The sequence below is a fragment of the uncultured Parabacteroides sp. genome, from assembly GCF_905196875.1.
Lineage (GTDB): Bacteria > Bacteroidota > Bacteroidia > Bacteroidales > Tannerellaceae > Parabacteroides.
In genome coordinates this window covers 1-8,320 of record NZ_CAJJWO010000120.1, presented here as the reverse complement: position 1 = coordinate 8,320, position 8,320 = coordinate 1, and the positions used below count along the sequence as shown (strand labels likewise).

8 protein-coding genes and 1 pseudogene are annotated in these 8,320 nt (G+C 42.1%); 5 read left to right on the top strand and 4 right to left on the bottom strand.

All coding sequences use genetic code 11. The annotated features are described in order from the left end of the window. The coding region (locus tag QZ076_RS21505) for a glycosyltransferase (protein ID WP_293717159.1) at window positions 1–976 on the top strand (976 nt) is incomplete at its 5' end. Between the two features lie 92 nt (window positions 977–1,068). On the opposite strand, the gene creD is transcribed toward QZ076_RS21505, so the two are convergent. The 4 genes and pseudogenes from creD to QZ076_RS21485 all read right to left on the bottom strand — a co-directional run bounded on the left by creD (window position 1,069) and on the right by QZ076_RS21485 (window position 4,502). Further along, window positions 1,069–2,397: a cell envelope integrity protein CreD gene (creD, locus tag QZ076_RS21500; RefSeq protein WP_293717158.1), complete on the bottom strand. Its 1,329-nt coding sequence runs from the start codon at window positions 2,395–2,397 to the stop codon at window positions 1,069–1,071. A 63-nt stretch (window positions 2,398–2,460) separates the two neighbouring features. After that, complete coding sequence (locus QZ076_RS21495; RefSeq protein WP_293717157.1) at window positions 2,461–2,751, bottom strand: transcriptional regulator; 291 nt, start codon at window positions 2,749–2,751, stop codon at window positions 2,461–2,463. Beyond that, complete coding sequence (locus tag QZ076_RS21490) at window positions 2,748–3,371, bottom strand: hypothetical protein (protein ID WP_293717156.1); 624 nt, start codon at window positions 3,369–3,371, stop codon at window positions 2,748–2,750. Before QZ076_RS21490 ends, QZ076_RS21495 begins: the two co-directional genes overlap by 4 nt. Before the next feature lie 89 nt (window positions 3,372–3,460). Next, window positions 3,461–4,502: pseudogene (locus QZ076_RS21485) on the bottom strand (virulence RhuM family protein). Between the two features lie 192 nt (window positions 4,503–4,694). Here QZ076_RS21485 and QZ076_RS21480 point away from each other — a divergent pair. Genes QZ076_RS21480 through QZ076_RS21465 form a run of 4 tightly spaced genes read left to right on the top strand, consistent with a single transcriptional unit; the run spans window position 4,695 to window position 8,157 of the window. Then, window positions 4,695–5,723, top strand: coding sequence for an agmatine deiminase family protein (locus tag QZ076_RS21480; protein ID WP_293717155.1), 1,029 nt, complete (start codon window positions 4,695–4,697; stop codon window positions 5,721–5,723). After that, window positions 5,720–6,595 (top strand): carbon-nitrogen hydrolase, encoded by an 876-nt coding sequence (locus QZ076_RS21475; RefSeq protein ID WP_293717154.1) that lies wholly within the window; start codon window positions 5,720–5,722, stop codon window positions 6,593–6,595. The genes QZ076_RS21480 and QZ076_RS21475 overlap by 4 nt, the downstream gene beginning before the upstream one ends. Before the next feature lies 1 nt (window position 6,596). Then, window positions 6,597–7,583 carry an aminodeoxychorismate synthase component I gene (locus QZ076_RS21470; RefSeq protein WP_293717153.1) on the top strand — a complete coding sequence of 329 codons (987 nt, stop codon included), beginning with the start codon at window positions 6,597–6,599 and terminating at the stop codon, window positions 7,581–7,583. Further along, window positions 7,567–8,157 (top strand): aminotransferase class IV family protein, encoded by a 591-nt coding sequence (locus QZ076_RS21465; RefSeq protein WP_293717152.1) that lies wholly within the window; start codon window positions 7,567–7,569, stop codon window positions 8,155–8,157. Before QZ076_RS21470 ends, QZ076_RS21465 begins: the two co-directional genes overlap by 17 nt. The last annotated feature ends 163 nt before the right edge of the window (window positions 8,158–8,320 follow it).

Below are 8,320 nucleotides of genomic sequence, written 5' to 3'. Positions count from 1 at the left end.
ATATAATGTTGCCCCCTATCTTGAGGCTTGTTTATTATCTTGTATTAATCAGACATTTCGTGATATAGAAATCATTGTTGTTGATGACGGATCTACAGATGAGTCTCCCGGTATCATCAAAAAGTATGCTGAGAAGGATGATCGTATCAAAGTTATTGCAAAAGAAAATCAAGGATTGATTTATGCTCGTAAATCAGGCCTGGAGGCTATTTGTGGTGAATATGTCTTTTATTTAGATGGAGATGACTATCTGGAAGTGAATGCGATAGAAGTGCTGTATTGTGAAATGATAAAAAGTGGATCGGTGTATGTCGATTGTAACTATTATTATGTTAGTGAGGATGATAACTATATATATAAAGAAAAAAAAAGGGGAAATAGTCTGTTGAATGGATTATCTGGAGAGGATTTATTATTTTATATGCTTTTTTATAAGAGGTGGTCTATGTGTGGTAAATTGATGCAGAAATCTTTGTTTGATGGGATTGTTTATTTTCCGGTTTCTCTGGGAGAAGATTTATTTTTAAATATGCAAATCTGTTTAAAAGTAAAGAAATCGGTCGTTGTCGATAATTGTTTGTATAATTATGTTTCGCGACCAGGATCGATAACAAATCAGAAGGTGGAAGTAATCAGGAAGTTTAGGCTTGATATGGCGAAGTCTGTATTTTTTCTTTTGGATAGATATGCTTATAGCCAGCCTATCAGAGAAGAGGCTTATTTGATGTTTTATTATTATTTTCTGAATGGTATTTATCGTAAGGAAATGGAGGCTAAAACAGTTTTATATGATTATTATTGGAGTAAGGAAGAACAAAGGGCCCTTTTATGGAGGAGAAGAAAAGATTTTTATTTAATTACAGGCGTATCCTTTCTGTGTCCTTTTGTAGGTCGTTTGATACTAAAGATATATTTACCAATAATTTTTTTATGGCGTAAGTTTCTAAGCCATTGGAATAAAAGATTTGTATCCTGAGGGATGGATAAAAATCCATTATCGAGTACTCTTGCATGCGAAAAAATCCCGGGTTAATGATGTTGAAATCAGAACCCGGGATTTTTTGTTTATTATTGGTCGTCTGTTTCTTCCTGTCTGTACCAATTAATCTTCCGTGAGAAAAACATTATAATACCCAGGATAATGAACAAACCTACGCTTCCTATCAGCAAGGCGATGTCTTCCAGCTGGAGCACTACGTAAAGAAATATGTAAAGCATGCAAAGCATGGCAGCCAGTCCGCCTGTCTGTATTTTGTTTTTGAAAATGCTATATGTATAAACCGTTATCAGTCCGATAGTCGCTATACTGGCAATCAGGTATGCGATACCGAAGTTAATCTGTTCCGAGATCGATAAAAGCAGGCTGTAGAACAGGATCAGAGCTATACCTACCAGCAAATACTGAATGGGATGGATGCGCTTTTTTGTCAGTATTTCGACAAAGAAAAAGACGACAAACGTTAGTGCGATAAACATGAATGCGTATTTTGCCGAACGCATATTTTGCTGGTAATGGTTTACCGGGTCGATCAGGTTTACACCGAAAGAAGCATCGTCGAAAGTGTCGACCTGATTGTCTATCCATGTTTCAGGGATGCTGCGGTTGAAGCGGAGGACACTCCAATTTGCATCAAATCCGTTTTCGGTAATGGTATGTTCGGGACTGAAGTTTCCGATAAAACCGGGTGATTTCCAGGTGCCGGCCACGTGCACTTTGGAGGTTTTGCCAATGGGTATGAAATTGATATTACTACTGCCGTTCAGTTTTATTTTGCAATTGAATTTTAATGACTGGCCGGTTAAGAGGGAGTCGGCATTATTTAGACTGACTACTAATATCTTTCCCATTAACCTGTCGTAATTGCCGGCGGCTTCGACCGGATACTGTTTGTTGTCGAGCGTAAAGCTGATATTTTCGGTGATACCTCTCAGGTCGGAAACTCCGATGGTCAGGTAGGCTTGTTCCCAATGGATGGTACTATTCTCGGTCTTCTGGTAATTTATTTTATCAAAGTTTCCCGACAGGTCTATTTCACTTTTGTAGAGGATCGTTTTATAGATCCCGTAATATCTTTCTTCCGGGAATAGTTGTGTATCGATATTCAAATTTTCAGGAGTGATACTTATCGTATGTTCCTGAAGGACTGTTTTATTGTTTGCATCCACATGGGTAGTGGTGTAGGGGATCGTGAGTACTGGGCCACAGACGGTCTGGGCATTGCTCCATTTGGCATTGATTTTTTCGATTGTCTCGACACTTCTGTCCTGTCTTTCCCGTATCAAATCCTGGATCATGATTCCGGGAATAAGTAGGATAATGGTCAGAAAGCCGATAACCAGCGCTTTAACAGTGATAGACTGACTGATTTTTCCTGCTTTTTTAATTGTTGTTTCCATAATCTTAAGCTGTTTGTTGTGACTAAAAAGTACTTTGTGTTTCAAAGTCGTAGGGTAAAAAAATTATTTAATAAGTTCTTCTAAAGCATTCAAATGTTCTTTGAAGTTTTTCCGTCCTTCTTCAGTGATTGTATATTGTGTGTTGGGTTTCCGGCCAATGAATTGCTTGGTGGACTGGATGTATCCGATTGTTTCCAATGCTTTCAGGTGGCTGGCCAGGTTCCCGTCGGTCAACTCCATCAGCTGCTTCATCGTATTGAAGTCAGCCGATTCATTCACCGAAAGAATAGACATAATACCTAATCGTATACGGCTTTCAAAAGCTTTATTTAATTTGGATATTATGTTTTTCATTCCTTTTTCAGATCATATTTAATATACATGGCCGTGCCGTAAATGATGTGGCAGGCTCCGAATCCGATTGTCCAGAGCAGGAGGCTCCAGTCGGGTAATAATGCTGAGAGTATTCCCAATATGACTTCTGTCAGGCCTAGATAGTGTACTTCGTCGAGGGTGTATTTGGAAACATTGATTAATGCCAGGCCATAAAAAGTCAGCGTCATTGTGATAGCCATCGCCAGATCTCCGCGCAACAGGAAAATAAGGGCAAAGATACCACCGGCTACCAAAGGGACACCGAGGTTGTAAAGTGTCTTTTTTATCAGGCTTTTGGAAGGCATCAGGTTCTTCTTTACAGATTTTTTCCAGGAGAAATAGATACCGAAACAAATAGAAAAGAGCAAGACGGCGGAAGCATCCGTGATCAACAAAGTGATCTCGCGGAACATGGCTTCGTGGGTCGTTTCGAAGCCGTTGCTTGCCGGTTCTTTCAGAATATGAAAGTAGGCGAGTGCTGCCCCGGTGATCGCTATAACTCCAGCCGATATACCGGATAAACCGCTTAACGAAAGGAATTTGGATGATCTTTCCATCATCTCGCGTATTGCTCTTATGTCTTCTAGTTGTTTGTTCATATACTTATTCTAAAAAGTACTTTGTGATGCAAAGTTAATAGGTTTTTCGAATATACCAACTAAATGAGGTGAGGTTTTTGAGGATAATGTTATGATTCTAAATCAAAGTCTAATAGATTGTTGTTGTTAAATCGGTCAAAATCAGACTTAAACAATTTGTCTTGTATGATTCTATATTTTTCGAATTCACTTTCAGCAAAAGCTTTTGCAACTTGTGCTGAAATAGTGCCTATATTATTTAGTAAGTCATATTCATTGAAATTAAGGAAAGCATTCAGTTTTTTTTCCCAATCTTCCATAGACATAGGAATGTGACGTTCTGCTTGTAACTCTGCATAATCGAGATACATTGAAATGATGCGATCAAAATTATGTAACTCTTTTTCTGTTAAATAGTTTTTGGCTATTGATACATCACTTTTGAGAATCTTTCCGTTAGGAGAATTTTTCCACGAGGTCAATCCCATGTGTTCTTTTTCACTATTTGCACGTTTCACTATTTGCACGTTTCACTATTAATTCGGCCGCGGTATGATGATGTATTGCGAAATGTAGTTTGTTCTGAACTGTAGCAAAGAAATCAAGTGTTGTTTGTGCATGAGGGTTATAGTCAAATGCAGTGGCATAGATATCAGTTATTTTTTGGTAGAATAACCGTTCACTAGCTCGGATTTCACGAACTTCTTCTAATAAGCTATTGAAATAGTTTTGATTAAAGAATAAACCATTTTTCATCCGCTCTTTATCTATTATATATCCGCGTATAGCGTAGTCTCTTAGGATGTTCGTAGCCCATTGCCGGAAAGCTGTAGCTCTTTTGGTATTTATACGATAACCGACAGCTATAATAGCATCCAGATTATAATGTTTCGTACGATAATTTTTTCCATCGGAAGCAGTTACCGAGAATTCCTCGGTAACTGCTTCCGAGTTCAACTCTCCGTCACTAAATATATTTTTTAGGTGAAGTGAAATATTATCAGTTGAACAGTCAAATAAAACAGCCATTAGCTTTTGACTTAACCATATAGTATCGTTTTGTAATCTGACCTCTATACCATCTTCTTTTGCTTGATTAGTAAATATAAGGAACTCAGCTGTGCTATTTTTTATTTGGAATTTCTTGCTCATTTTTTATAGTCATTTAATTGGTCTTTAGTTAACTCAGTTACATTTTTACTGATTTAACAAATATTTATATACAAAGATAGTGTATTTAAATGACAATAGAGAATCAATATTCTGAAAACAGTGGATTTTGTATATGATCGCTTTCTTTCAATAAATGTTTATCTTTGTAACCAGAAAATAAAACGAGCAGACATGGAGAATAAAACAATATTGCCGGCCGAATGGTACCCGCAAAGCGCGGTTCAACTGACCTGGCCGCATGAAGGGACGGATTGGGCACCGATACTCGGTGAGGTGATTCCTTGTTTTGTAGAGATTGCCAAAGAGGTGATCAAACGGGAAAAGTTACTGATCGTTTGTCCGGATGAATCGGTGGTGCGCTCCCAGCTGGGAGAGGTGGATTATGGCCGGATCATCTTCCGTGAAATGGAGACGAACGATACCTGGGCACGTGATCATGGAGGTATTTCGGTGTTTGAGGAAGGTATACCGGTAGTGTACGATTTCGTATTTAACGGCTGGGGCATGAAGTTTGCCGCTAACCATGACAATCTGATCACACGGAAATTGTTTCATGGAAAGACGTTTGCGGATGAGGTCGTTCCGGTTAATATGCAACCGTTCGTATTGGAAGGTGGTAGTATCGAGTCGGACGGAAAGGGAACTTTACTGACTACGGTCGAGTGTCTTTCTTCCGTGAACAGAAATGAATACCTTCAGCAGGAAGAGCTGGAAAGCTATTTGAAACAGGTGTTCGGACTGGATCGTATCCTGTGGCTGGAAAGCGGTTACCTGGCAGGGGACGATACCGATAGCCATGTCGATACGCTGGCCCGTTTTTGTAGCGAAGATACGATTGCCTACGTGCAATGTACGGATGAAGAAGACGAACATTTTGCCGAGTTGCAGGAGATGGAAGAGGAACTGAAAGAATTTACTCAAGCCGACGGTAAACCTTATCGCTTGATCGCTTTGCCTATGGCCGATAAAGTGGAATGGGAGGGTGAACGTTTACCGGCTACATACGCCAATTTCCTGATCATAAACGGAGCAGTACTTGTTCCATTCTATAATTCTCCGAAAGACGAGGTGGCTAGAGCTGCCTTGCAAGAAGCTTTCCCGGATAGGGAAATTGTTGGTATCGATTGTTTACCGTTAATTAAACAACATGGTTCGTTGCATTGTGTGACAATGCAGTACCCGAAAGATTTTATCGTATGAAAGTAGGATTGATTCAACAGGCAAACACCTGTGACCGGTTAGATAATATAAAGAAACTGAAAAGTAATATCCGTCTTTGTGCAGAGGAAGGAGCGGAACTGGTTGTGCTACAGGAGTTGCATAACGGACTCTATTTCTGCCAGACAGAAGATACACAAGTGTTCGACCAGGCAGAAACCATTCCGGGACCATCTACCGAAGAGTTCGGTGCGCTGGCAAAAGAGTTGGGAGTGGTTCTGGTACTATCCCTTTTTGAAAGGCGTGTGCCGGGACTCTATCATAATACGGCCGTAGTGATCGAGAAGGACGGCACGATTGCCGGCAAGTATCGCAAAATGCATATACCGGACGATCCGGCTTATTATGAGAAATTCTATTTTACACCGGGCGATCTGGGATTCGAACCCATACAGACTTCGGTCGGTAAACTCGGTGTCCTGGTTTGCTGGGATCAGTGGTATCCGGAAGCCGCCCGCCTGATGGCTATGAAAGGAGCCGAAATGCTGATCTATCCGACCGCTATCGGATGGGAAAGCAGTGATACGGCGGAAGAGAAGAAACGCCAGCTGGATGCCTGGGTAACCGTACAACGCGGTCATGCCGTAGCCAACGGACTCCCGGTGATTACGGTGAACCGTACGGGACATGAGTCTGACCCGTCGGGTCAGACGAACGGTATCCAATTCTGGGGGAATAGTTTTGTAGCAGGCCCGCAGGGGGAGTTGCTGACTGAGTTTCCGAACGATCATGAAGAAGTCCGCGTGGTAGAGATAGACAAGGCACGAAGCGAGAATGTACGCCGTTGGTGGCCCTTCTTCCGCGACCGTCGTATCGACGCTTTTGGCGGATTGACAGAGCGATTTTTGATATAGTATGAAATTATGCAATAAGGAAGAAGCTGTCCGGTATATGAATCGATTGGGATTATCCGGACGGCCTTTTATATTTATCATCGATTATAAGCAGGAGTCCGTTTGGGTAGAAGAGCCGGGCGATGTCGATCCGGAAGAGTTGTTGTATGACCTGAATGGTTTTACCAATGTTGTCCGGGAACCGGTGAAATTGCCTGACAAACGGGTGGAGTGGCATACCGATCCGGTTTCGTATGAGGCCTATTCCCGGTCTTTTCGTATTGTCTCCGATCATATACATGCCGGTAATTCCTATCTGGTGAATCTGACTTGTGCCACTCCGGTACAAACGAACCTGACATTAAAAGAAGTTTTTACCTGTTCGCATGCTCCTTATAAATTATGGGTGAAGGATCGTTTTGTCGTTTTCTCCCCAGAGATATTCGTACGTATCGAGGATGGATTTATCTATTCTTATCCGATGAAAGGGACGATCGACGCTTCCCTGCCGGATGCACGTGAACGCATCTTTGCCGATGAAAAGGAAGAGGCGGAGCATGCTACGATCGTCGATCTGATCCGTAACGACCTGAGTCGGGTAGCGACGGAAGTGACGGTGACCCGCTACCGGTATATCGATGAGTTGCAGACCAACAGGGGGCGTTTGTTGCAGGTCAGTTCCGAGATTAGAGGAAGGCTTGCGGAGAGCTGGCGGGCTTCGTTGGGAGAAATCCTTTTCAGCCTGTTGCCGGCCGGTTCTATCACCGGTGCTCCGAAGAAAAAGACAATGGAGATCATCGCGGAAGCGGAGACATACGAGCGGGGATTCTATACCGGTGTGACAGGTTATTTCGATGGTCGCAAACTGGATAGCGCCGTCATGATCCGTTTTCTGGAAGAGCAGGGCGGACAACTGGTGTTTAAGAGTGGAGGTGGCATCACCTTCAGAAGTGACTTACAGAGTGAATATAACGAAATGAAACAAAAAGTATATGTGCCAATTTATTGAAACAATCCGTATCGAGAACGGGAAAGTCGTTAATCTGGGCTTCCACAACTACCGCTTCAACAGGACGCGGAGAGATATTTTCGAATGTAATTTACCCGTCAATCTGGCTGATTATATCCAACCCGGAGAGTATACTGAGCGTACCAAATGCCGTATAGAATATCAGGATGAAGTAGAAAAGGTCGAATATCAGCCTTACACGATCCGTCCGGTAAAGAGCCTGAAGATGGTAACATCCGACGGGTTGGATTACACCTATAAGAGTAGTAACCGGCAGAAGCTGGATGAATTATTCAAGCAGAAAGGGGAAGCCGACGATATATTGATAATCCGCGACGGTTTTCTGACGGATACCTCGATAGCCAATATCGCCCTATGGAATGGCGAACAATGGGAAACGCCCGAAAAGCCTTTGCTGGAAGGGACGATGAGAGCCTCTTTATTAGGTAAAGGCTTGATTGTTCCCGCCGCCATTCGCCCGCACGACTTATCTCGCTATTCCCGTGTCCGTCTGTTTAATGCGATGATCGGGTTCGGAGAGATAGAGTTTTCCGTAGAAGACATAAAATACTAGAAGGTAATTCGTTATTGGGTAATAATGAGCCAATTTGCTAATGTGCCAATATGCCAATGGAGATAGCAATAGGTTTAATTGTTTTCAGAAGTGAATGTTCACTATTTTTCAGAAGTGAATGTTGTGTTCGTAGGGGCGGTTCGCGAACCGCCCGTACAGGCGC